Origin of the sequence: Sphingobium cupriresistens, assembly GCF_004152865.1 — a bacterium.
GTDB classification, from domain to species: Bacteria; Pseudomonadota; Alphaproteobacteria; order Sphingomonadales; family Sphingomonadaceae; genus Sphingobium; species Sphingobium cupriresistens.
Genome location: NZ_SEOO01000039.1, coordinates 1 through 21,399, shown reverse-complemented (window position 1 = coordinate 21,399; position 21,399 = coordinate 1). Strand labels below are relative to the sequence as shown.

Here is a 21,399-nt window from a genome sequence, read left to right as displayed (position 1 = left end):
AGGGAGAGGTCTCAGAAATCGATGCGGGCTTCCAGGCCATAGCTCCGAGTCGGGCCACGATAGTTGACGGTGAAGACCGACAGCAATGGCACGACTTCCTGGAAATATTTCTCGTTGGTCAGATTGTCGCCATAAGCCGAGATTTCCCAGCCATTGGCGCTCTTGAGCGAAAGCCGCGCCTTGAGCAGCGTCAGCGGATCGCGCTTGGTGCCCGCGAAATTATCGACGTCCCACCAGATCGCGCCATAGCGGTTGACCTCGACCCGCGGCACCAAAGTGAGCTTGTCGGTCAGGTCGATATTCTGGCTGGCGCCCAGGTTCAGCGTATATTTGAACGCACCCGGCGCGACATTACCGTTGGCCAGCGGGTTGCCGGCAAATTGCGCGACCCGGCCATGGGTATAGCCGTAGCTGCCGAACAGATGCAGACCCATGGGCAGCATCGCGTCGAAATCCACGTCGAAACCCTTGAGCTTCACCTTGTCGATGCTGATCGTGGTTTGCAGGCCGGCCGACGGCTGGAATTGAAACTGTTGCGCCCCGGAAATGTCGGTCTTGAACACCGCCGCATTTATCGACAGGCGACGATTGAAGAAACGCGCTTTCGCGCCAACCTCGTAGGAGGTCGAGACTTCCTTGTTATAGCCGTCCTGCACATAGATGTTGGCCGCATTGCCGCCGGCTGCATCGATCAGCGCCTGACGCGACCCGATCGGGTTGAACCCGCCCGACTTGAAACCCTTGCCATAGCTGGCATAGACGCTGGCGGTCGATGCGATGTCGTAGGAGATGCTGGCTTTTGGTTCGAACTGCTTGAAGGTTCGCGACAATTTGCAATCGGCGATCGCTGTGCCCTGCGCCACGCAATTATTATAGCTGACGCCGGTCAACGGATTGATCGCGGCGGAGGCATTTTCGCGGATCGACCGCTTCTCCGTATCGTAACGCCCGGCCAGGTTGATGTGAAACTGGTCGGTCACATCGAACTGCACGCTGGCGAAGGGCGCATAGCTGGTCGTCCGATAAAGCGGATTGCTGTAGGATACCGTGGTCGCCGGATCGATCGTGTCGCGATCGGCGGGCAGCGACCCATTGGTGTCCAGGCCGATCTTGCTCGTCTGATCCCGCTCGAACCGCAGGATATAGAAGCCGACCTGCCAGCGGAAGCGATTGGCGCTGTCCGACGTCAGCCGCACTTCCTGCGAATAGTTTGTGTCGTCATAGGTATATTGCTGCACGGTGCCGCCGCCCGCCAGCCCGGTGTCCTGCGGAATATAGGGCGGGCTGTCGCTGCCGAAATATTGCTTCAGATGATTATAGCTGGAAATGGACGTAATCTTGGCCCAGCCCATGTCATATTCCGCCTTGAACGTGGCGTCGATGAACTTCTCGGCAAAGGCCCCGTTGACGTTGGAGACGAACGGCATATCGGTGTTGTTTGCGTCCAGTGCGGTGCCGGGAAAGCCGCCGATCGGCAGGCCGACAAACTGCGCATTATAGGCGCTGCCGCCGCCTTTGGACCGATGCGCCGTCAGCTTGAAGTCGGCGGTGAACGGCCCGTCATTGTCATAGACCAGCCGCGCCCGGCCGCTGCTGTTTTGGAACCGCTGCACCTTCTCGCCGGTGGTGATGTTGGTGAAGGGACCGTCGGTGTCGCGGAAGGCGCCCGCCACGCTGAAGCCCAAGCCCGGTGCGAGCGGGCCGCTGACCGATGCGCTGGCGCGCGCCGTGTTGAAATTGCCATAGGCGGCGACGACGTTGCCCTCGAATGTGTCGCCCGGCTTCTTGGTGGTGATGACGATCGCGCCGGCGGCGGCGTTGCGGCCATAAAGCGCGCTCTGCGGCCCTTTGAGCACCTCGATCTGCTGGATGCCGAACAGATCCTGGTTGAACGGCTTGACGCTCGACAGGGTGACGCCGTCGATCACGATCGCGACGTTCGGGTCGGAATTGCGCACCGATGTCTGGCCGCGAATATTGATGTAGGCCTCGCCCGCATTATCCTCGACGAAGGTTACGTTAGGTGTCGATGACAGGAAATCGGCAGGCCGGGTGATACCCCTTTCCGCGATCGCCGCTTCGGTGACGACACTGACCGAGATCGGTACCTTGACCAGATTCTCGTTTCGCTTGGTCGCGGTGACGACGATATCCTCCAGCATGTTGGTGCGGCTCTGCGCCGATTGCGCTGACGCTGCGTCCTGCGCCGTCGCCGGCAGGGCAATGCCCGCTGACAGGATAAGGCCGATTAGCGGCAGATTGTTGATGGCCTTCATAACATCTCTCCTTCCCTGATTATGTGACGCCGATTGATCCGGCGCTTCTGTCGAACGTGATTTCAGAGTTGCCTTTTGCAGACAGGTTTATGGGTCCGAAGAGAATGCCCCAGCGTGACAGAGGATGACCTAGCGGGACAATAGATGAAAAAGCATAACGACCGTTTTCTGCCATTTTGCAACGCAACATAAAAGGCTCATCGTGGAAATTTGCCTAGATTTTGGCACGAAAAGCAAATCGACTGCGCGCTTGGCCATGGCTGCATCGTGGCGCAACACTATCAATCAGGCCACGGGCACGCCGGAAAAGTTGCCCACAGATACGCGACATGGGCGTGCCACATAGGAGAGAGCAGATGAACAAGGATTGGGCGCAATATTGGATCGGCCTGTTCGCCGACGGCACCGATGAGCTGATGACGCTCTACAATCCGCACTTCCAGTTCGAGGACGTCAATTTCGACCTTCGGATCAACAATGATCTCCCGGCGCTGCGCACATTTTTCGAAGGCTTCATCATCGCCGACCCGACCCAGAGCTACAACAGGTTCGATGTGTTCGATTATGTCGGCGACAATCGGCTCGGCTCCTTCCAGTGGACCTGGGAAACCAAACATGCCGGCGATTTTCTGGGCGTGCCCGCCAAGGGCAAGATCACCAAGACCCGCGGCGTCACCGTCATGGGCTGGGACGAGCATGGCAAGATCGTGCTGGAGCGCAGCATTTGGGATGCGATTCCGGTCTTCCAGCAGCTTGGCGTCGTCCCGGCATTCGACACGGTTCAGGCCTGAAGCACGATGTCCTATAACCCCCTGGACCCTGCGGTCACATCCAACCCCTATCCCCATTATGCGCAATTGCGCGCCAACGAGCCGGTAAAGTGGCTCGACATGATGCAGGGCTTCGCCGTCTCCCGCTGGGACGATGTCGAAGCAGTTCTGAGCGACGGCAAAACCTTCTCCTCTGCGCAATTCTGGCCAGCGCTGCTGGGCGAATATGACCCTGTGCCCGAAGTGCAGCCGATGATCTCGCTCGACCCGCCCGGCCATGTCCGCATCCGCAAGCTCGCCAACAAGGCGTTCGTGCCCAGCCGGGTCGGCGCGCTCAGCGATCGTATTCGCAGCGTCACGCACGAGCTGATCGACGATATCTTCGCCAAGCATGGCGGGGAGGGCGAGTTCGATTTCGTATGGGAATTTTCCGGCTTGTTCCCGGTCAGCGTCATCGCCGAAGTGCTGGGCGTCGACATCGCCCGGCGCGTCGACTTCAAGAATTGGGTGGACGATCTGCTCGCCGCCGGCAACCGCGCGGCCTATGGTCCTGAGCGGCTGGCCGAAATCGACAAAAGTTCGCAAGCGATCCGCGCCTATTTCGAGCAGGTCTATGATGAACGGTCGGCTAATCCGGGCGACGACCTGATCAGCGGCTTCATCCAGGCGGAGGTTAATGGCGAGCGCCTGACCCGCAGCGAAGTGCTGAACATGGCGATATTGTTGCTGATCGGCGGGGTGGAGACGACCACCAATCTTCTCGGCATTACTTTCGCCCATCTCAAGACCCATCCCGACATCGCTGCCGCCATATGGGCCGACCCGACCCGAATTCCTGCGCTGCTGGAGGAAATGCTGCGCTTCGACGGGCCGGTACAGATGCTGTTTCGGCATACAACCTGCGACACCGAACTGGCGGGGATCGCTGTCCCCAAGGGGTCGCTGGTGCTACCGTTGCTGGGTTCGGCCAATCATGACGAGCGCAAGTTCGACCGATCCGAAGAGCTGGTGCTGGACCGCAATCCCAAGGAGATCATGTCGTTCGGACAGGGACCGCATTTCTGCCTTGGTTCCTATCTTTCCCGCATGGAGGCGAAAAGCGCGCTGGAGATATTGACCGCGCGGTTCGAGAGCATCGAAGCGATCGGCGACACGGTGAAATGGTCCGACAGCTATTTCGCACGCGGGCCCAAGTCGCTGCCGGTCAGGTTCAAGGCACGATGAGCAGCGATCCTCTGGCCGTCGGTCCCGCATCGTCGCTGATCGACCAGTTTCGCGCCATTCTGGACGAGGGCGGCGTGATGACCGGCGACGATGTTTCGGATCGCCACCCCGGCTATTTCATGGCGCGGGTCGAGGCGGATGTGCTGCTGCGTCCCGAAACCACCGATCAGGTGTCGCAGGTCATGGCTCTCTGTCACGCGGCCGGTCAGCCGGTGGTGATCCAGGGTGGCATGTCCGGTTGGGTCCGTGCCACCCAGACGCGGCCTGGCGACGTCATATTGTCGCTTGAACGGATGAACCGGATAGAGAGCATCGATCCCGCCAATCGTACCGCCATCGTCCAGGCGGGCGTCATCCTAGAGCAGTTTCAGGATCATCTCGAAGCCCATGGCCTCAGCTTCCCGCTCGATCTGGGTGGGCGGGGATCGTGTCAGTTGGGCGGCAATGCCGCGACCAATGCGGGCGGAATGCGCGTCATCCGTTACGGCATGATGCGTGAACAGGTGCTGGGCATGGAGGTGGTGCTGGCCGACGGCCGGGTGCTGTCGTCGATGAACCAGATGATCAAGAATAATACGGGCTATGACCTCAAGCAGCTGTTCATCGGCAGCGAGGGGACGTTGGGGGTCATCACCCGGCTGGTCCTGCGCTTGCGGGAACGGCCGGTCAGCAGCAATACCGCGCTCGTATGCGCCGACAGTTTCGATCGCATCGCAAAATTGCTGCGCCATGTCGACGGCGCGCTGGGCGGACTGCTGAGCGCCTTCGAGTTGGTCGACAATAATTTCTACCGCGTCAACACCGGGGCAGGGCGCCATCCTGCACCGTTGGGGTCGGACAAGCCCTATTATGCGATGATCGAGGCGCTGGGTTCCGACCATGAGCGCGACCGCGATCTGTTCGAGGCGGTGTTGGCGGATGCGGCGGAAAAGGGACTCTTCGATGATGCGATCATCGCGCGGTCGGAAAAGGATCGCGCCGCGATCTGGGGGATAAGGGAGGATTTGGAGCATATCGTCCATGACTTCCAGCCCTTCTACGCTTTCGACGTCAGCCTGCCCGTCGGCGCAATGGAAGCCTATATGGGCGAAGTCACCCAAAGACTGAAGGCGATCTGGCCCGATGGCGGCATCGCTTTCCTTGGCCATGTCGGCGACGGCAATCTGCACATCGCTATCGGCGCAGGCACGCCCCAGGACCGCGAGCAGGTGGAAGCGTGCGTTTACGAGCCGCTCCGCCCGATCGGTGGATCGGTGTCGGCCGAGCATGGCATCGGTCTGGAAAAAAAGCCCTGGCTGTCGATCACGCGCAGCCCCCTGGAGCGCGGCCTGATGCGTGAGATCAAGCAGATGTTCGATCCCAAGAATATTCTCAATCCAGGCAAGATTTTCGCTGAGGATGCGGCATGACCAGGTCGGCGAACGCGCAAAATATTTCTGGTTGTCACCTTCGGCCCGGATATGGCGTCGCTCGCCCTGCTGCCTTGGGGCAGGCTGCGCTAGAACAGCATGAACAGGCGCCGATGGATGACGGGGCGGGGGAGCGGATATGATGAAAGTGGGAGAAATGTCCGAGTTGACGGCGGAAAAGCCGCTTCGCGCGTCATTGGGATCGGAAAAAATCCTGATCTTCCTGGTAAATGGATCGCCCGTCGCGACCCAGGCGCGCTGCCCCCATGCGCAGGGGCCGCTGCACCAGGGCGAGGTGTGCGGCACGGTGCTGACCTGCCCTTGGCACGGCTGGAGTTTCGACCTTGTCACGGGAGAATGCGAGGAAGACCCCGACCTTCTGATCAAACGCTATGATGTGGCGGTCGACGGCAACGACATCCTCGTTTCCCAGCTGTCGGCGTGACATGACCGATATCTCGTTCGATCCTGCGTCCGGCGCCCTGGCCTTGCACGGCTATCCGGTCAGTAATTATTTCAACGCGGCGCGCGCGGCGTTGATCGAAAAGGGCGCCGCCTTCACGATCGTCCCGACCCGCGCGGCGCAGGATGAAGCCTTTCTGGCGCACAGCGCGATGGGCAAAATCCCTTATTTGCGGACGGGGCAGGGTTGCATCGCCGAAACCGTCGCGATTCTGGAATATATCGAGGAGGTCGTTCCTGGTGTTCCGCTTTACCCGACCGGCGCCTTCGCGCGCGCGCGCGCGCGGCAGATCATCAACATCGTCCAGCTCTATGTCGAAACGCCGCTGCGCTCGTTATACCCCGGCGCGTTCATGGGCGGCGTCAACGCGCCGGAGACGATCGCCGCCGTCCGGCCAGTGGTCGATCGGGGGATGCGCGCATTGTCGCAACTGGTGACGCCGGCGCCTTTCCTGCTGGGCGGGCAGCTAACCTATGCCGACATCTTCGCCTTCTATCATTTTGACCTGGGGGAGCGCGCCATGCGCTTCACTTACGGGGCTTCGCTGGTCGATGCCGTTCCGGGCTTGCACGACTGGTTCGACATCATGGCGGCGCGCCCATCCACCCGCACTGTCCTTGCCGATTTCCATCCAGCCTTTGCCGCCTATCTGCGCGACAAGGGCGCCGCCTGGCTTGAGCCAGAGCTGAAAGAAACAACCCATGCGTGACGTGAAACTGGACGACAAATATACGGTCGACGACGGCCGAGTGATCATGAGCGGAACCCATGCCCTGATCCGCGTGCCGCTGCTGCAGAAGGAGATCGACCAGCGCAACGGCCTCGACACCGGTGGCTTCATATCAGGCTATCGAGGGTCGCCGCTGGGCAGCTACGACATGGAATTGTGGCGGGCCAAGAAGCTGCTTGAAAGCCACGACATAATATTCCAGTCGGGCGTGAACGAGGATCTCGCGGCAACGGCGGTTTGGGGCACGCAGATGCTGGCGACCACGCCCGGCGCCAACAAGGACGGGGTCTTCGCCATCTGGTATGGCAAGGGACCAGGTGTCGATCGTTCTGGCGATCCGTTCAAACATGGCAATATCGCGGGCACCCATCCCCATGGCGGCGTGCTGATCGTCGCGGGGGACGATCATTCGGGCAAATCCTCGACCGTCGCGCATCAGAGCGAGGTCGCCCTGATGCACGCCGGGATGCCGATCCTGGCGCCCTCCAATGTGCAGGATGTGATCGATCTTGGCCTGCTGGGCTTCGCCATGTCGCGCTATACCGGCCTTTATACCGGCTTCAAGCTGACCAACGAGACGCTGGAACAGACCATGACGGTCGACATCCGGGTCGGCGACAATGGCCCGGTCACGCCCGATCGCGGCCCAGCGCCCGCCAATGGCTTTCACAATTATCCAACCCATCTGGATCGCACCGCGTCGGAGATCGTGGTCAAGCGTTATCGCTGGCCGCTGGTCGAGAAGTTCGTGCGGGCCAACGGAATCGATCGGGTGTTGATCGACACGCCCGCGCGCATGCTGGGCATCGTGACGACCGGCAAGGCCGTACAGGACGTGCGCCAGGCGCTGAAGCTGTTGGGCCTCGACGATGCTGCCGCCGCTGCAGTGGGGCTTGGCGTCTACAAGCTGGGCTGCATGTATCCGGTCGAGCGCGAAGGCCTGGCCGAATTCGCCGCCGGCCAGTCGGAACTTCTCTTTATCGAAGAAAAAGATCCGCTGACCGAGAACCAGGCCAAGGCGATCCTCTATGGCCGCCCCACCATGCCACGCATCGTCGGCAAGGTGGATGAGGATGGCGTCTTCATGATTCCGTCCGACGAACAGCTTGAACCTGTGCAACTCGCGCTCGTCATCGTCGAGCGGCTGCGGCGTCTGGGCGTCGCCGACGAAGCATTGGCGGCGCGCGCCGAACGCCTGTCGCGCCAGATGGAGACGGTAAAGGGATTGAAGCCCTCCGATGCGGCGCGCTCGCCTTATTTCTGCTCCGGCTGCCCGCACAACACCGGCACCCGCTTCCCGGAAGGATCGATTGCGGCGGGTGGCATCGGCTGTCATGCCATGGCGATGTATTCCGGCCCGGACATGCTGCCCAACGCGCAGATGGGCGGCGAGGGCGCGCATTGGTACAGCCTCGCCTATTTCAGCGACATGAACCACATTTTCCAGAATATGGGTGATGGCACTTATTATCATAGCGGCCTGCTTGCGGTGCGCGGTGCGGTGGCCGCGAAGGTCAACATCACCTTCAAAATCCTTTTCAACGATGCCGTGGCGATGACGGGCGGCCAGCCTGTCGACGGCCCGCTGACGCCGGGCGACATCACCCGGCAGGTGCTGGCCGAGGGCGCGGTGCGGTGCATCGTCGTCACCGACCGGCCTGATCTCTACGGCGCGCATAGCGGGCTGGGGGAGGGCGTCACCGTCCATCATCGCGATACCTATGACGCGGTGCAGAAGGAATTGCGGGATGTCCCCGGCGTCACCGTCATCGTCTATGAACAGACCTGCGCCGCGGAAAAGCGTCGTCGCCGCAAGCGCGGTAAATTTCCCGATCCGGCCAAGCGCATGTTCGTCAACGCGGCTGTGTGCGAGGGCTGCGGCGACTGTTCGGTCCAATCCAACTGCGTCAGCGTCTGGCCCAAGGAAACCGAACTGGGGCGCAAGCGCCAGATCGACCAGTCCAACTGCAACAAGGATTATAGCTGCGTGAAGGGCTTTTGCCCCAGCTTCGTGACCGTCCTCGACGCTGAACCGCGTAAGCCCAAGAAGGCGCAGCTGGACGGCGAAGCCGACATGGCGCTGCCCGATCCCGCGATCGTGCCGCTCCACCACGGCGCCTATAATATCATGATATCCGGCATCGGCGGCACTGGCGTCGTCACCATTGGCGCCCTGCTCGCCATGGCGGCGCATCTGGAGGGCAAGTCGACATCGGTATTTGATATGACCGGCCTCAGCCAGAAAAACGGCGCGGTGTTCAGCCATTTGCGGATCGCTGCCCATAATGACGATCTGGGGGCGCAGAAGCTGGGCATTGCCGAGGCCGACCTGGCGCTGGCGTTCGACGCGGTCGCGGGCCTTGCCAAGGAACCGGCGATGACGCTGTCGACGGAGCGTACGAAAGTGGTCGTGAACGCCCGCGTCACCCCGACCCCGGCATTTCAGCGCAACCCCGACCTGACGTTGGACCAAGGGCTGCTCGTCCGTCGCCTCAAGACCATGTCGGCCGACCTGCACGGCGTCGATGCGACCGGTCTTGGCCTCGCGCTGCTGGGCGATACGATCGCGGCGAATCTCTTCATGCTGGGCTATGCCTGTCAGTTGGGTCTGTTGCCGGTCTCACCCGACTCGATCGAGCGCGCAGTGGAGATCAACGGTGTCGCCATTCCGTTCAACAAGGCGGCCTTTGCGCTGGGCCGTTTGCAGGCGGTCGATCCCGCCCGGATCGAAAAGGCGGTGGTGAGCCATGTGCAGGAACTGGACTTCACCCCGTTGACGGCGCTTGTGGACATCGTCGCCCACCGCACCCAATTGCTGACCGATTATCAGAACGTCGCCTGGGCGCAGCGCTATCGCGATCTGGTCGATAGCGTGGCGAGGGCGGAGGTGCGCGCGACGCCGGGCAGGGACATGCTGTCTGTCATGGTCGCGCGCAACTTCGCCAAACTGATGGCCTATAAGGACGAGTATGAAGTTGCCCGGTTGCACGCCGATCCGGCCTTCAGGCAGCAGTTGAAGGACGCATTCGAGGACGGCGCGAAGCTGCGCTACAATCTGGCGCCGCCGCTCTTTTCGAAGAAGGACGCGGATGGGCGCCTCATCAAACGGGAGTTCGGGCCGTGGATGGGCAAGGCCTTCGCCTTTCTCACGCGGTTCAAGGGACTGCGCGGCACGGCTTTCGATATTTTCGGCTATACCCAAGAGCGCAAGATGGAGCGCGGCCTTATCGACCATTATGAAGCGCAGATGCGCATGGTCGCCGACAAGCTGACAGCCGCCAATCACGCTGCTGCGGTCGAACTGGCCTCGCTGCCGGCGCAGATCCGTGGCTACGGCCATGTGAAGGAGGCCAATGTCGAGAAGGTCCGTGCGCTCGAACCGCTGATCCTGAAGAAATTCGAAGATGCCGCCATCTCTGCCGTGGGCGCGCCCGCGCCTTTGGTCCAGAACGCCTGACAGAATAACAAAATATCGGAGAGTGGAAGATGGTCAAGATGCTGATCGACGGGGCGCTGGTTGATACCGTGCGCCACATGGACGTCATCGATCCGAGCGACGAGAGCAGGGTAGCGCAGGTGCCGGATGCCGGCACGGCGGAGGTCGATCAAGCGGTGGCCGCCGCGAAAAAGGCTTATCCCGCCTGGCGCGATGCCACGCCCGAAGCGCGCGGCGCCGTGCTCGTCGCGATGGCGCAGGTCGTGACCGACAATCTGGACGAACTTTGCCAGCTTCTGGTGCAGGAAACAGGCCGCCCTCTCGGCCTCGCCCAGTTCGAGATCGCGCATCTCGCGGCGGGTTATCTGAACTATTATGCGGCCCTGCGGATCGCACCGGAAATCCTGGTCGAGGATGATACGCGCCGGGTCGAGCAGCATCGCAAGCCTTTGGGCATTGTCGCGGCGGTCGTGCCTTGGAATGCGCCGGTCTATATCGCCTGCAACAAGATCGCGCCTGCGCTGGCGGCAGGCAACACGATCGTTGTCAAGACGGCCCCCTCTACCCCGCTGACGACATTGCGGCTGGGTGAATTGTGGCAGCATGTCGTCCCCGCAGGCGTCGTCAACATCCTGTCGGGCGGCAATGAAGCGGGCGCGCATCTGGTGTCGCATCCCGATGTCGCGAAGATCACCTTCACCGGATCGACCGGCACTGGCCGCAAGATCATGGAAGCGGCCTCCCCGACGCTCAAGCGCGTCACGCTGGAACTGGGCGGCAATGATGCGGCGATCGTGCTGCCCGACGCCGACGTCAAGGCAATCGCGCCGGCTATCTTCGCGTTCGCCTTCTTCAATAGCGGGCAGGTCTGCGCGATCATCAAGCGGCTCTATGTCCATGACAGCGTGTACGACGCCATGTGCGCGGAGGTCGCTGCCTATGCCAGCGGTTCCAGGGTGGCGGGCGGCCGCGATCCCGAAGCGCAGTTCGGTCCGGTCCAGAACAAGGCGCAATATGACAAGGTGCTCGACTATCTGGCGAGCGCCAGGGCCAGCGGCACGATCATCGCGGGCGGCGAACTGCCCGATGGCCGCGGCTATTTCGTGCCGTTGACGGTCGTGCGCGATGTGAAGGAAGGCGATGTGATCGTGGATGAGGAACCGTTCGGCCCGATCCTGCCGATCATCCGCTATACCGATATCGATGACGTCGTCGCGCGCGCCAATGCGTCGCCCTATGCGCTGGGCGGATCGATCTGGTCGAACGATGCGGAGGCGGCCGCGAAGATCGCGCTGCGCCTGGAAAGCGGTAGCGTCTGGGTCAATCAGCATTGCGCGCTCGATCCCGCCGTGCCCTTTCCGGCGAACAAGCAGTCCGGGTCCGGCGTAGAGGGCGGGCTTGAAGGCCTTTATCCCTACACGGCGCTTCAGATCCTCAACATCGCCAAGCCGCAAGCGGCATGAGCATCCTTGAAACCCTCTTCTCCGTCGCAGGGAAGACTGCCGTGGTGACGGGCGGCGCCAAGGGCGTCGGCGCGATGATCAGCCGGACGCTGGTGGCGGCCGGGGCGGACATAGTGATCGTCGGACGCGGAGCGGAAGCGGGCAAGGCATTTGCAGACGGACTGGAGGGGCCGGGCAAGGCGATCTTCCTTGCCCATGATCTGGGCACGGGCGCAGGCGTGGAAGCCGCCGCCGCCGACATCGCTGCCCGCGTGCCCGCGCTCAACATCCTCGTCAACAACGCCGGCATGTTCAGCGCCGGGGCGATCGAGGAGGCGAGCATCGACCAGTGGGATCGCGAACTGGGCCTTAACCTGCGCGCGCCCTTCTTCCTCGCGCAAAAACTACTACCCCAACTCAAGGCCGCCGCGGTTCCGGGCGACCCCGCCCGCATCATCTCGATCGGGTCGATCGGGGCGCTGTGGGGCCGCAGCAGTAACGGCGCCTATGCTTATGGCGCCAGCAAGGCAGCGATCCACCAGTTGACCCGCATGATGGCGTCGGATCTCACCGCACAGGGCATAACCGTCAACGCTATCGCACCGGGCTTCTTTCCCAGCGACATGACGGACGGCTTTTTTGCTGCCGTGCCGGGCCTTAAGGAGCAGGTCGTGGACGGCATTCCTGCTGGCCGTCTTGGATCGGTCGAGGATGTCGGCGGCGCGGTGCTGTTCCTTTCGTCGCGGGCGGGCGCCTATGTGTCCGGGACAGTGCTGCCAGTCGAGGGCGCGCTATGGCAAGCCTGACGACGATCGCCCTGCTGGAACGCAAGCCAGGCATCTCGCGCGACCTCTTCTCGCGCTATTGGCGCGATGTGCATGGCGTCATGGCCGCGCGTATTCCGGGCTTTGAAACCTATACCCAGCACCATATCACGCCACTTACTGATATCGGTTCGCTCGTTGTCGAACCGTTTGAGGGTATCGCCGTCGTTACATTTGCAGCGGTGGGAGATCGCGACGGCCTGATCCACAGCGATGTCACCAAGCATATCCATCGCGACGAGCAGAACTTGTTTCGCCGTGCCCTTTTGTACAATCTGGAGGCTGGCGCGACGATAGTGACGGGCGACATCCGACATTGTGAGGCCGACAGTTATTTCGTCGTCGTGCCGGTCGGCTTTGATGCGATTGCGATCGCGGCAGCGTTGATCGACGCGGGCGCCGAAAGAATCGCACGACACGATCTTTCGGGCGCCGACCCCGCAGGGTGGAACAATACCGATGTCAACGAGTGCGGGGCAAGTCGTCTGTTCGGCGCCGTCATGCAAAGCTGGTGGTCGGGTCCTGCGCAGGCGGATGCCGCACTTGCCGATGCGGTGCGGTCCAGCGGCGGGCGGATTGTCTGTTACCGCACGGATGCGCGCTATGCGATGGTGGAGCAGGGGCGTGCGACGCTGATCGGCCTGCGCGGTCTGGACGCTGTGCGCACCATCGAAGAAGCGAATGCCGGTAACCAACGCGAGCTTTCATTGCTCCGCGCGATCTACGGACCCATTGCGGGTTGAGGCAAACAATCGGGTCAGGCTATGTCGTCGGAAACAATTCCGGCCGAGCGCGGGCCGATACTACCTCCCACTCTGTCGCCTCGACTCCTTCCTCGCAAACTGCCCCTCTGCATGATGATGGTCGGGCTAAACCAGGCGCAGTCTTAGGGCTGACCTGCTCGCGTGAATGGGAAGCGCCGCATGATTCTCGCCCTCAGCCGCGTCTTGGAAAATATTTAGGCGGATGCCCGTGTCTTCCATTGGCGGGTAGTGGCATCGGAGGTTTAAAAAAAACGGGTGACATTGTAACTGCGCGGCGATTTGCATCGTATCTCTGTCATTATCCTTTGACGGAGCGTGTTATGTCTCGCATCTTCCCGGTTGCCGCAGTCCTTTTTGCCGGATCGACTCTGATCGCCTTCACCAGCCCTGGTGACGCCGCCGAGCGGGCTATTTTGGTGCCGGCCGCTGCGATGATCGAACCCGTCGTGGGGCATCTCGAAACCGCAACCTTTGCCGGGGGCTGTTTTTGGGGCGTGGAAGGGGTTTTCTCCCATGTCAAAGGCGTGATCAGCGCGACGTCCGGCTACGCCGGGGGCGAAGCGGCAACCGCCGACTATGAAAGTGTGTCCAAAGGCACCACTGGCCATGCCGAATCCGTCAGGGTCGTGTTCGATCCGACGGAAGTGAACTATGCGGACCTGCTGCGGATTTACTTTTCCGTCGTGACTGACCCTACCCTGCTCAATCGGCAAGGGCCGGACCGGGGCACCCAATATCGATCGGCCCTGTTTCCCGCTTCGCCTGCGCAGGAAAAGGTAGCGCGCGCCTATATCGCGCAATTGTCGACCGCTCACATCTATACCCGGCCGATCGTGACGCGGGTTGAAAGCAATCGGCGGTTTTTTGCGGCTGAAGCCCATCATCAGGACTTCATGGCTCGCAACCCGACCTATCCCTACATCGTCTTGAACGACCGGCCCAAGGTCGCTGCGTTGAAGCGGCTATTTCCGGCACGCTGGAAAGCATGAATCGCCCGTCAGCGGGCGGGGGCGACGCTGCTCACGAAATCGGTGATATCGGCGACGATGCTTGCCCGATAGCGAAAGGGCCGGGCGATCGCCGTCACCATTCCGATATGGCCTATGCCGGAATAACATTTGATTCGCACCGGAACGCCAGCCGCGCCTAATTTGGCGGCCAGTGCTTGGCTGTTGCGGGCGTGTACGGTCTGGTCCGCATCGCCGACCAGCAACAGGGACGGGGGATCGCCTGCGCCAGCCCAGTGCACCGGCTGCGTCTCCGCCGGGTTAGGCCATGTCCCGAACGCGTTTTTGCTCGCCGCGACGTCGAAAGGCGCGAAATCATAGGGGCCGGCGATGCCGACCAGACCCTTGATCGCCGCCCGATCTGCGCCCAGCCATCGCTCGTCAACCGCCAGCATCGCCGCAATATAGGCTCCAGCCGAATGGCCGCTCACGATGATGGCATGGGGCGCTCCACCATAAACCTGCCCATGCTCGACCGTCCATCTGACTGCGCTGGCGCCATCCTGCACAAAATCGGGATACAGATTGTCGGGGCCGATCCGATAATCGGGAATAACGACCAGGAAACCTTGCGCGGCCAACGCCCGGCCCACAAATGCATATCCTGCCCGCGTGCCGCTGGCCCATGAGCCGCCGTAAAAGAAAATGATGACGGGAAGCATCGCATCGGCATGTGTGTCACGCGGCGCATAGATGTCCAATTTCTGGCGCGGGCCATCGCCATAGGGAATATCCTTTGCGATCCTGACGCCATCGCCATCCTTGGGCACCAGCGTGTCGAATGTCAGGAGGGGCGCGCAAGCAACACAGGCGACCGCCGCCAGCCCACAAGCGCTCGCTGCCAACCATTTCCATCGTCTACCCATCGCCTTCTCTACCATGAAGAGCGGCGATGACCAGCTTCAAGCCGATGGCGCGGCCTGGATGTCATAATTATGCCGGATCGCGTTGCTGGCGACATGGAAAAGCGCTTCATAGGCCAGCGCGGCGGCCATTATACCGATCGCATAGGGCAGGTCCGCACGATCAAACAGGATGGCGCGCAGGAGCAGGCCGATGGCCGCGGCCATCAACGTCAGTCGCATGAAGGTGGAACGCAGGGTGGCTTTCATGTCAGTCCTCCTTTTCAAAGGAAAAATTCGAGCAGCAGTTTGAGATTGAGGGTGATGATGATCGCGGAGATCGCCCAGGCCGCGAATTTGAGCCAATGCGGGTTCACGAAGCTGCCCATCAAAGCGCGGTCGCTCGTGAATTTGACGAGGGGAACGACGGCGAAGGGCAGTTGCAGGCTCAGGATCACCTGGCTCAGGACCAGCAACCGGGTCGTCCCTTCCGATCCATAGAGAGCCGCCACGATCACGGCGGGGACGATGGCGAGCATCCGGGTGACGACCCGGCGCAGCCAGGCAGGCACGCGCAGGTTGACGAAGCCCTCCATCACGATCTGCCCCGCCAGCGTCGCGGTGATCGTTGAATTCTGTCCCGATGCCAGCAGGGCCACGGCGAACAGGGTGCTGGCTATGCCGGCGCCCAGCATGGGCGCGAGCAGGCGGTGCGCATCCTGGATTTCGGCCACGCCAGTCATGCCCGCGACATGGAAAGAGGATGCCGCCAGGATCAGAATCGCGCCATTGACGAACATGGCGAGCATCAGCGCGATGGTGCTGTCCACGGTGGCGAACAGCACCGCTTCGCGCTTGCCCCTTTCGCTCCGCTCGAAGCTGCGGGTCTGGACGATCGAGGAATGAAGATAGAGATTATGGGGCATCACGGTCGCGCCGATGATGCCGATCGCGATGTAGAGCATCGCCGGGTTGGTGACGACGCTGGCGCTGGGAACAAGGCCCATGCCGATCGCGGCAAGGTCGGGCTTCGACAGGAACAGTTCGACAGCAAAACAGCCGGCTATCACGATCAGCAGCGCAACGATGAAGGCTTCGAGTTGGCGAAAGCCGCGCTGTTGCAGGAACAGGATGAGCATGACGTCGGCGGCAGTCAGGCACACGCCCATGACCAGCGGAATGTCGAACAGCAATTGCAGCGCGATGGCCGTGCCGACCACTTCGGCAAGGTCGCAGGCGATGATCGCCAGTTCGGACATGACCCACAGGATAATGCGGACCGGCGTGCTATATTGGGCGCGGCAGGCCTGGGCCAGATCCATGCCGGTGACGATGCCGAGTTTGGCCGCGAGCGATTGCAACACCATCGCCATGATGCTGGACAGCAGGATAACTGACAGCAAGGTGTAGCCAAAGGCCGACCCGCCCGCCAGGTCGGTCGCCCAGTTGCCGGGGTCCATATAGCCCACAGCGACGATATAGCCGGGACCGGCGAAGGCGCCCATTTTCTTCCAGACGCTGCCGCCAGCCCGCGGCACCGCGATAGTCCGATAGGAACCGGGCAGGCTGGGCCTGATGTCCGGCATGTCCATGGACGGCATCGCAATGTCGGCGGGTGGCGGAGGTGTCATCGGCTATCCCCTTTCAAATGGCAGTCCAGATCCAGCGCTATTGTGCAGTGCTGGTGTTGAGGCTGCCGTTGAGGCCATTGGGGAAGAAGCCGCCTTTCTGTGCGGCCAGCTTCGTCAGATAGACGATGTTGAGCACTTCGCCTGTCGTGCGGCTGTACGCGATGCCGTCATTGTCGGTGGGGACGATGTTGGATGCGCCGTCCTTGGGACTGATACCCTGATCCTTGTCCGCCGACCCGTCCAGACTGTCGCGGGCGTCGGATATCTTGTCCGCCGATGTGCGCAACGACGGCGTTTCCACGCCCTTGCCATAGAGAACGGTCCGCACCAGAGCGGCATGATAGGCCTCAGCCGCCAGAATACCGGCCGCCGCTTCCAGGAAGGTCTTGTTGGAAATGAGCGGCGAGGCTCCCTTATAGGCCGTAACCCCCACATCCTCGAAAATATAGGCGCCCAGCAGGAAATTCTCGTCGCTGGCATAGGGGTCGAAGCTTTGCCCCGCGGAGATCAGGCCAGCCGCCTGCGCTGCCGAGGAGAAAGCGCCGGTCGCGCTCGATCCGATGTCGATGGCGGGCTGCGCCACCGCTGTCGTGCCGATAGCGCCGCGCAGAAATTCGACATGCGCCCGTTCGTCGGCGGCAATTTCGCGCGCATAGCGGGCGATCAACGGATCGACGAAGGCGACCTGACGGCCGCCGGTGACCGCGCCCTGTGTTCCCGCTCCGCCTAATAGGCTGCTGGGCAGACCCGATCCGAAGGCGGCGAAATAATAGAATTGCGCCTCCAGATACTCCAGGTTGAGCGCGAAGTTCAGCACATCGCCATCGGTCACGGTCGGCGTGGGTGTCGGGGTTGGCGTGGGTGTTGGCGTTGGTACGGCCGTGGCTTCATCGTCGCCGCAGCCTGACAACAGGCTCGCGCCAGCCGCCACTACCGCCATAGACCCTGCTGCACGCAGGAAGCCGCGCCTCTGATCGCGGCGCCGTGCGCGCGCTTCAAATGCTTCGAGCATCAGATCGTCTTTCATGGGATCAACTCCGTTTCGAAAGGGGCTCAGTTGGCCGCGCTCATGTTGATGGTGCCGTTGACGCCGTTGGGGAAAAATCCGCCCCGGGCCGTCGCCATGTTGGTCAGATAGGCGATATTGAGCACCTGTCCGGTCGTTCGGCTGTAGGCGAGGCCGTTGGCGTCGAGCGGCACGATGTTCGACGCGTCGCCGACATTGGCGATGCCCTGATCTAGGTCGCTGGACCCGTCCAGGCTGTCGCGCGCTTTGGAAATCGCCTCGGTCGCGTCGATCAGCGATGGGGTGGCGATGCCCTTGCGATAGAGCGAGGTGCGGACCAGGCCCGCATGATAGGCTTCCACCGCCAAGATGCCGGCCGCGGCTTCCAGATAGGCCTTGCTGGTGATGAGCGGCGCCGCGCCCTTATAGGCGGTGACCCCCACATCCTCGAAGATGAACGCGCCCAGCAGGAAGTTTTCGTCGCTGGAATATGGGTCGAAGCTGGCGCCGCCGCCGATCAGGCCGGCTGCGCGCGCCGCGGACGAAAAAGCGCCATTGGGATCAGTGCCGACATCGATCGCGGGCTGGGCGACCACGGCCCCGCCCAGATTTTTGCGCAGGAAATCGACATGGGCGATTTCGTCCTGTGCGATCTCCTTGGCATATTGGGCCACGACCGGGTCGGTGAAATTGACCTTTCGGCCGCCTGTGGCAGTGCCGGCATTGCCGCTGCCGCTGGTATATTTGGTGTCGATCGGCGTGCCGAACACTGCATAGGAATAGAAATTCGCCTCCAGATATTCCAGGTTGAGGGCGAAGTTCAGTATGTCGCCGTCCGATGGCGCGCTCTGCGCCATGGCCGACTGGCTGCTCGCGGCGAAACCTGTGCTGCCAAAGGCGGCCATGGCCCCCAGCGTTCGAAAGAAATCCCGACGTTCCTCTCGCCGTTTGGCCCTGCGTTCTAAAGTCTCGATTGCCAGAATATCATCGGTCATAGCTCGATCCTCGCTCACTGGTGGTCATGATGCGCGGGGGCGCGTCATCGGCGGGCAAAGACGTGATTGATCGACGAAGTTCCGGTTTTTACGCCAAAAAAATAATTTGCGTACGCGGACGTACCAGGGTGCATCCCTTGGCCTGTTGCGGCCGTATCTCTTGGTTCGATACCCATGAATTGCGAGGGCGTTTTGGTTGCCGGCATTCAAAAAGACACGTCGAATATCTTTCTGCGGTCCTTGTCACCGCCTGACTATGCCAGCATCAGCCGGCATTTTACTGGCGTCGTTCTGGCGCCTAAAGATATCATCGTGCGTACAGGTCAGCCCATAGAATTTCTGGATTTCCCCGAAAGCGGGATATTGGCCCTGAACTGCGATGCGGGCGCCCGTTCGGCATGTCTGACCGCGCTGGTCGGACGGGAAGGCTATATCGGCTGGTCAGCATTGATGGAGGTGCGCCTGTCGTCCCATCATATCCGCGCAGGCGGGGAGGGGGCGCGGCTTCTTCGCATAGAGATAGCAAGGATGCTTCGCCTGATGCACGAAAGGCCAAGCCTGCGCGTCAGCCTCATGCGCTTCGTGCATAGCGTGATGATCCAGATGAACGCCACGATCGTGTCGAGCAAGACTGACCCTGTCGAGCGGCGGCTGGCACGGTTGATCCTGATGCATCATGATCGCGCCAATGACGGCGACATCTGTGTCACGCATCAGGATCTGGCGGACATGCTCGTCGTTCGCCGGGCCAGCATTACGGACGCCCTGCATGTGATGGAGGGCAATCAATTGATCGCCAGCAGCCGCAACAGGCTGGTGATGCGCAACCGCCCCGGTCTTTGCCTTGTGGCAGGCGACGGTTATGGCGTGGCCGAAGAACATTATAGCCAATATGTCGCCCCCCTGTTCGCTATCCGCTAATCAGCGCGGCGTTGGAAAGGCAGGGGAAGCCCGCCAATCAGGGGGGGATTGGCGGGCTTCCGCAGTCCGGCGTTTACAGGATCGATCGGGTCAGGGCATCAGAACCGTGTCGACCACATGGATAACGCCATTGGACTGCATCACATTGGCGATGCTGATCTTCGACATGCCGCCTTTGGCATCGGTCAGATACCAGGCGCCGTCTTTTTCCCATGCGGTCAGGCTTTCGCCTTGCACGGTGGTCAGCACCGCCTTGCCGCCGTTCATCTTCGCCTTGGCCGCAATATCATTGGCGGTCATCCGCCCGGCCACGACATGATAGGTCAATATCTTGGTCAGCATCGCCTTGTTCTCAGGCTTCACCAGCGTGTCGACCGTGCCGGCGGGCAACTTGGCAAAGGCCGCGTTGGTCGGCGCGAAGACGGTGAACGGACCCGCGCCCTTGAGTGTGTCGACCAGGCCGGCGGCCTTTACCGCGGCGACCAGTGTGCTGTGGTCCCTGGAATTGACGGCATTGTCGATGATGTCCTTGGTCGGATACATCGCTGCGCCACCGACCATCGGGTTCTTGCCCATGTCCTTGGCCATGGCGGGCGCGCCGCTGGCGAGGATCAGGGCGCCCGCAAATGTCAGCGAGAGCTTCGTCAAGATAGTCGTCATGGAGGCTTCCTTCCTATGTCGCGCGTCCTGTCAGAGCGGGCGTGCAGATCAGTTACGGTAGGAAGCCGTCAGGAGATGCAGATCAGAACAGGGATATTTTCCCAGCGGCGATCGGCGTAGAACTGGGGGCGTCGTGGGGCGCGCCGTCGATGGTTTCCATGGTGACCGCCAAGGTCGCGCCCTCTGTCATGAAGGGGCGGTAAGACGGGTCGATCGCTACGCGACTTTCGGCGCCACCAGCAATAAGACCAAGCGATCGCGGTCTGCCGTCGGCCGGAATGATCCATAGTTCGGGGGCCAGACGATCCGGTGCGACGCCTTTCGGCCGCAGGATCAGCCTGCCCGACGCCGGATTGTACCGCGCCAATATCATCGGCCCATCGGGGGCGCCGACCATCTGCGCCACCGCCACTTGCGCTGGTGGTGCAGCCGGAACGGTCGGCGTCGGGCGCAACAGAATGACGAGCGCCAGCGACGCGGCGACCGCTGCGGATGCGAATGCACCCGCGCGCCACCAGCGCAATTGCCGTAAGGCAGGATGTGCTTGTAATCCGTCCGCAATGCGACGTTCTATGCTTGGCCATAGCGTTTCCGGCGGCGCGACCGGCGTATAATCGTTATAGAGCACAGCAAATCGCCGGTCCCATGCACCGATCATGTCAGGCGAGAAGTTCGGATCTGCCATCAAGCTGCGCAGCGCGTCAGAACGCGCCGCGCCGTCAAGCACGCTCAGCGCCAGTTCGGCGGCAAGCGAATCGCGTTCTTCGGGCGTCAGGTGCGCGTCAGCCATCGCTCATGCACGCCTTGAGTTGCTGCAGGCCGCGACGGATCCAGCTTTTCATGGTTCCCAGCGGCACCGCCATGCGATCGGCTAGAGCGGTTTCCACTCATTCCGGTTCATATCCGCACGATTTGAAGTAATTGGCGCATTCGTCGGGCTGGAAGATATCGACGAGCTTTCCTATCAGGCCCCAAAGCCCGCTGACGGTTCGCTCGCCT

At 61.8% G+C, this 21,399-nt stretch carries 19 protein-coding genes and 2 pseudogenes; 11 read left to right on the top strand and 10 right to left on the bottom strand.

All coding sequences use genetic code 11. The annotated features are described in order from the left end of the window. Positions 1 to 11 precede the first annotated feature (11 nt). Positions 12 to 2,276, bottom strand: coding sequence for a TonB-dependent receptor (locus tag EWH12_RS18025; RefSeq protein ID WP_129927413.1), 2,265 nt, complete (start codon positions 2,274 to 2,276; stop codon positions 12 to 14). A gap of 356 nt (positions 2,277 to 2,632) precedes the next feature. Here EWH12_RS18025 and EWH12_RS18020 point away from each other — a divergent pair, with 356 nt between their 5' ends. The 10 genes from EWH12_RS18020 (at position 2,633) to msrA (ending at position 14,327) form a co-directional block, all read left to right on the top strand. After that, complete coding sequence (locus EWH12_RS18020; protein WP_165363656.1) at positions 2,633 to 3,067, top strand: ester cyclase; 435 nt, start codon at positions 2,633 to 2,635, stop codon at positions 3,065 to 3,067. A gap of 6 nt (positions 3,068 to 3,073) precedes the next feature. Beyond that, the gene (locus tag EWH12_RS18015; protein ID WP_129927411.1) at positions 3,074 to 4,270 is read left to right on the top strand and encodes a cytochrome P450; all 1,197 of its coding nucleotides are present in this window, start codon (positions 3,074 to 3,076) and stop codon (positions 4,268 to 4,270) included. Then, positions 4,267 to 5,679: an FAD-binding oxidoreductase gene (locus EWH12_RS18010; protein ID WP_129927410.1), complete on the top strand. Its 1,413-nt coding sequence runs from the start codon at positions 4,267 to 4,269 to the stop codon at positions 5,677 to 5,679. Before EWH12_RS18015 ends, EWH12_RS18010 begins: the two co-directional genes overlap by 4 nt. 139 nt (positions 5,680 to 5,818) lie before the next feature. Next, on the top strand, positions 5,819 to 6,124 hold the full coding sequence (locus EWH12_RS18005; RefSeq protein WP_082679013.1) for a Rieske (2Fe-2S) protein: 306 nt from the start codon (positions 5,819 to 5,821) through the stop codon (positions 6,122 to 6,124). Between the two features lies 1 nt (position 6,125). Then, positions 6,126 to 6,851: a glutathione S-transferase family protein gene (locus EWH12_RS18000; RefSeq protein WP_066602428.1), complete on the top strand. Its 726-nt coding sequence runs from the start codon at positions 6,126 to 6,128 to the stop codon at positions 6,849 to 6,851. Beyond that, entirely contained in the window at positions 6,844 to 10,329 is a 3,486-nt protein-coding gene (locus EWH12_RS17995; protein WP_129927409.1) for an indolepyruvate ferredoxin oxidoreductase family protein, read from the top strand. The genes EWH12_RS18000 and EWH12_RS17995 overlap by 8 nt, the downstream gene beginning before the upstream one ends. Before the next feature lie 29 nt (positions 10,330 to 10,358). After that, positions 10,359 to 11,771 carry an aldehyde dehydrogenase family protein gene (locus EWH12_RS17990; RefSeq protein ID WP_129927408.1) on the top strand — a complete coding sequence of 471 codons (1,413 nt, stop codon included), beginning with the start codon at positions 10,359 to 10,361 and terminating at the stop codon, positions 11,769 to 11,771. Beyond that, positions 11,768 to 12,556: an SDR family oxidoreductase gene (locus tag EWH12_RS17985; protein ID WP_129927407.1), complete on the top strand. Its 789-nt coding sequence runs from the start codon at positions 11,768 to 11,770 to the stop codon at positions 12,554 to 12,556. The genes EWH12_RS17990 and EWH12_RS17985 overlap by 4 nt, the downstream gene beginning before the upstream one ends. After that, positions 12,544 to 13,317 carry an EthD domain-containing protein gene (locus EWH12_RS17980; RefSeq protein WP_129927406.1) on the top strand — a complete coding sequence of 258 codons (774 nt, stop codon included), beginning with the start codon at positions 12,544 to 12,546 and terminating at the stop codon, positions 13,315 to 13,317. The genes EWH12_RS17985 and EWH12_RS17980 overlap by 13 nt, the downstream gene beginning before the upstream one ends. A gap of 341 nt (positions 13,318 to 13,658) precedes the next feature. Beyond that, on the top strand, positions 13,659 to 14,327 hold the full coding sequence (gene msrA / locus EWH12_RS17975) for a peptide-methionine (S)-S-oxide reductase MsrA (RefSeq protein WP_129927421.1): 669 nt from the start codon (positions 13,659 to 13,661) through the stop codon (positions 14,325 to 14,327). 8 nt (positions 14,328 to 14,335) lie between these two features. On the opposite strand, the gene EWH12_RS17970 is transcribed toward msrA, so the two are convergent. The 5 genes from EWH12_RS17970 to EWH12_RS17950 are packed head-to-tail and all read right to left on the bottom strand — an operon-like array spanning position 14,336 to position 18,819. Next, positions 14,336 to 15,190, bottom strand: a complete 855-nt coding sequence (locus EWH12_RS17970) for an alpha/beta hydrolase (protein WP_242496111.1) — start codon at positions 15,188 to 15,190, stop codon at positions 14,336 to 14,338. A gap of 57 nt (positions 15,191 to 15,247) precedes the next feature. After that, positions 15,248 to 15,457 (bottom strand): hypothetical protein, encoded by a 210-nt coding sequence (locus EWH12_RS17965; protein WP_129927404.1) that lies wholly within the window; start codon positions 15,455 to 15,457, stop codon positions 15,248 to 15,250. A 14-nt stretch (positions 15,458 to 15,471) separates the two neighbouring features. Continuing rightward, positions 15,472 to 16,818: an Nramp family divalent metal transporter gene (locus tag EWH12_RS17960; protein WP_129927403.1), complete on the bottom strand. Its 1,347-nt coding sequence runs from the start codon at positions 16,816 to 16,818 to the stop codon at positions 15,472 to 15,474. A gap of 37 nt (positions 16,819 to 16,855) precedes the next feature. After that, positions 16,856 to 17,845: a ferritin-like domain-containing protein gene (locus tag EWH12_RS17955; RefSeq protein WP_066602401.1), complete on the bottom strand. Its 990-nt coding sequence runs from the start codon at positions 17,843 to 17,845 to the stop codon at positions 16,856 to 16,858. Between the two features lie 26 nt (positions 17,846 to 17,871). Beyond that, positions 17,872 to 18,819: a ferritin-like domain-containing protein gene (locus tag EWH12_RS17950; RefSeq protein WP_129927402.1), complete on the bottom strand. Its 948-nt coding sequence runs from the start codon at positions 18,817 to 18,819 to the stop codon at positions 17,872 to 17,874. Positions 18,820 to 19,131: 312 nt separating this feature from the next. On the opposite strand from EWH12_RS17950, the gene EWH12_RS17945 reads away from it, so the two are divergent. Further along, positions 19,132 to 19,740, top strand: a complete 609-nt coding sequence (locus tag EWH12_RS17945; protein WP_165363655.1) for a Crp/Fnr family transcriptional regulator — start codon at positions 19,132 to 19,134, stop codon at positions 19,738 to 19,740. A 90-nt stretch (positions 19,741 to 19,830) separates the two neighbouring features. Here the strand turns inward: EWH12_RS17945 and EWH12_RS17940 are convergent, their stop codons facing one another. The 4 genes and pseudogenes from EWH12_RS17940 to EWH12_RS22500 form a co-directional block, all read right to left on the bottom strand. Further along, positions 19,831 to 20,328: a fasciclin domain-containing protein gene (locus tag EWH12_RS17940; protein ID WP_408021508.1), complete on the bottom strand. Its 498-nt coding sequence runs from the start codon at positions 20,326 to 20,328 to the stop codon at positions 19,831 to 19,833. 154 nt (positions 20,329 to 20,482) lie between these two features. Beyond that, a complete protein-coding gene (locus EWH12_RS17935; protein WP_129927401.1) occupies positions 20,483 to 21,190 on the bottom strand; it encodes an anti-sigma factor in 708 nt (235 codons plus the stop codon). Beyond that, positions 21,183 to 21,275: pseudogene (locus tag EWH12_RS22735) on the bottom strand (sigma-70 family RNA polymerase sigma factor); the annotation flags it as partial. The pseudogene EWH12_RS22735 and the gene EWH12_RS17935, both read right to left, overlap by 8 nt. A gap of 12 nt (positions 21,276 to 21,287) precedes the next feature. Then, a pseudogene (locus tag EWH12_RS22500) lies at positions 21,288 to 21,399 on the bottom strand (IS630 family transposase); the annotation flags it as partial.

Excerpts from the sequence above, each read along its gene's own strand:
- EWH12_RS17980 (WP_129927406.1), top strand. The coding sequence starts at position 12,544 with ATGGCAAGCCTGACGACGATCGCCCTGCTGGAACGCAAGCCAGGCATC.
- EWH12_RS17955 (WP_066602401.1), bottom strand. The coding sequence starts at position 17,845 with ATGAAAGACGATCTGATGCTCGAAGCATTTGAAGCGCGCGCACGGCGC.
- EWH12_RS17990 (WP_129927408.1), top strand. The coding sequence starts at position 10,359 with ATGGTCAAGATGCTGATCGACGGGGCGCTGGTTGATACCGTGCGCCAC.
- EWH12_RS18010 (WP_129927410.1), top strand. The coding sequence starts at position 4,267 with ATGAGCAGCGATCCTCTGGCCGTCGGTCCCGCATCGTCGCTGATCGAC.
- EWH12_RS17965 (WP_129927404.1), bottom strand. The coding sequence starts at position 15,457 with ATGAAAGCCACCCTGCGTTCCACCTTCATGCGACTGACGTTGATGGCC.
- EWH12_RS17935 (WP_129927401.1), bottom strand. The coding sequence starts at position 21,190 with ATGGCTGACGCGCACCTGACGCCCGAAGAACGCGATTCGCTTGCCGCC.
- msrA (WP_129927421.1), top strand. The coding sequence starts at position 13,659 with ATGTCTCGCATCTTCCCGGTTGCCGCAGTCCTTTTTGCCGGATCGACT.
- EWH12_RS18015 (WP_129927411.1), top strand. The coding sequence starts at position 3,074 with ATGTCCTATAACCCCCTGGACCCTGCGGTCACATCCAACCCCTATCCC.
- EWH12_RS17985 (WP_129927407.1), top strand. The coding sequence starts at position 11,768 with ATGAGCATCCTTGAAACCCTCTTCTCCGTCGCAGGGAAGACTGCCGTG.
- EWH12_RS18005 (WP_082679013.1), top strand. The coding sequence starts at position 5,819 with ATGATGAAAGTGGGAGAAATGTCCGAGTTGACGGCGGAAAAGCCGCTT.
- EWH12_RS18020 (WP_165363656.1), top strand. The coding sequence starts at position 2,633 with ATGAACAAGGATTGGGCGCAATATTGGATCGGCCTGTTCGCCGACGGC.
- EWH12_RS18025 (WP_129927413.1), bottom strand. The coding sequence starts at position 2,276 with ATGAAGGCCATCAACAATCTGCCGCTAATCGGCCTTATCCTGTCAGCG.
- EWH12_RS18000 (WP_066602428.1), top strand. The coding sequence starts at position 6,126 with ATGACCGATATCTCGTTCGATCCTGCGTCCGGCGCCCTGGCCTTGCAC.
- EWH12_RS17940 (WP_408021508.1), bottom strand. The coding sequence starts at position 20,328 with ATGGCCAAGGACATGGGCAAGAACCCGATGGTCGGTGGCGCAGCGATG.
- EWH12_RS17960 (WP_129927403.1), bottom strand. The coding sequence starts at position 16,818 with ATGACACCTCCGCCACCCGCCGACATTGCGATGCCGTCCATGGACATG.
- EWH12_RS17995 (WP_129927409.1), top strand. The coding sequence starts at position 6,844 with ATGCGTGACGTGAAACTGGACGACAAATATACGGTCGACGACGGCCGA.
- EWH12_RS17950 (WP_129927402.1), bottom strand. The coding sequence starts at position 18,819 with ATGACCGATGATATTCTGGCAATCGAGACTTTAGAACGCAGGGCCAAA.